Raw genomic sequence first — 1,507 nt, 5'->3', positions numbered from 1 at the left:
CTTGCAGTTGTAAAACTTCCTCTTCGCTTAAATCTACAACATACTTTTTTGCCATGCTCAACCCCTTTTTTGACTAGTTTATCAATTAGAGGGGCTTACCCAGCAAAAATGCCTTGGTGGACTACTACATTCCTATTTACCACACCAGAAGACAGAACACTGGGACTAATGGGCATGGCAGTTGATAATCACAAAGTTCATGCTGTAACTAATTGGTTAACTGCCCAAGATGTAGCGTTTGCTCAAGTCCCGCTAGAAGATGTACCAAAGGAGACGAAAAAGGGTTTAGCAGTATTTAACTTGGTAAGCGCAACCATCCCTGAGCAAGTTGCCCAAAAGATGACCAAGAAATTTGGAGAGGTAATTTGTTCACAATATGAATATCAGCAACAAGTTAACTCGTTGCCGAATCGACCCAAGTATTTGAAGCCGCCAGCACTGCCTCCTCCCAAAACTGCACCCCAAGCCCTGACTACTGCTACCAAAAATCAATTTTCACCTACAATCCTTATTGGGACTACTCCCTTAAATGAAGTAAAAACCGAACCTTTTGGTGTAGAAAACCGCCCAGTTGTAAGCAGTGATCATCTGCAAAATTGGTACAATGTCGCAGATAAACTTGGTAAATCTGACCAGTACAAACAGCGAATTATGGAGATAGCTGGGGAATTGGATTCAGGGCAACAATTATCCCAAAAAGCTTTAGCAGCAATGAATAAAGATACCTCTGAACACCAGAGTATAAGCCGATTGACCCAAATTGCTCAAAGAGTAGGGATGCTTGGGGGAGTAGCTCTTGAAGATGGTTCCACCCAAGTGAAGGGTAAAATGTATGACTTGACTTTCAATACAGACCAAAGAGATTTAGCGATCGCTCAAAAGAATGGAGAGATAATTTTAAGTCTGCAATCTGGTAAAGTGCAAACTAATAAAGTCACACCAGAAGTCCTGCAAACTTTTGAACAAGCTAATAGTCAGGTTAATCAGGTTGTGGCGAAGTCCAAGGCTCAGGGCATGGAAATTTGATATTATCTAGTGAAGTAATAGTCAAGTCCCGAAAGTCACTAAACTTTCAGCAGCTTGAAAGATCCCATCTCGTAAATCTTCACGGAGCAAATCTTTGACCTGTGAAACTAAAATTGATACTGGGGGAACCGGGAAAAATACAGGTGTGGGATATTGCACAAGGTAAACTTTCAAAGTTGGTATTTTACTACTAAATTGATGTTTGAGGTCTTGGTAGAATAGCCCTATAGTTTCAAGGTCTTCTAATCGATTCGTATCTTTAGAGGTTGCTTGATAGACTGTCCATAAGGACTCAAGCTGCTCTCGTATACTTGGTTCACCATGCCAAGTCATTACCGGGGTAGTGTCTATAGATGAATGGCACTAAGAAAAGCCGAAACACTTGTGGTTTAAGCTGTTTGCAATTGCTTGCGTAACTCATGCCGGGGTTTGGTCATTAAGGGGTAAGCTTTTGGGCGGCGTTTACGGACTCGTGGTTCAC

Annotated in this window: 1 protein-coding gene and 1 pseudogene; one reads left to right on the top strand and one right to left on the bottom strand. The window is 41.7% G+C overall.

Annotated features, from left to right (window positions below):
- A pseudogene (locus tag FNW02_RS38130) lies at positions 1-1,026 on the top strand (hypothetical protein); the annotation flags it as partial.
- 21 nt (positions 1,027-1,047) lie between these two features.
- Here FNW02_RS38130 and FNW02_RS38125 read toward each other — a convergent pair.
- Entirely contained in the window at positions 1,048-1,359 is a 312-nt protein-coding gene (locus FNW02_RS38125) for a hypothetical protein (protein WP_191762632.1), read from the bottom strand.
- Positions 1,360-1,507 lie beyond the last annotated feature (148 nt).

This window comes from Komarekiella delphini-convector SJRDD-AB1, from assembly GCF_014831675.1.
Classification (GTDB): domain Bacteria; phylum Cyanobacteriota; class Cyanobacteriia; order Cyanobacteriales; family Nostocaceae; genus Komarekiella.
The sequence above is the reverse complement of the archived record's forward strand: the minus strand, read 5'-3'. Positions and strand labels throughout refer to the sequence as shown.

Coding starts and splice junctions, on each gene's coding strand:
- FNW02_RS38125 (WP_191762632.1), bottom strand. CDS start 1,359: ATGACTTGGCATGGTGAACCAAGTATACGAGAGCAGCTTGAGTCCTTA.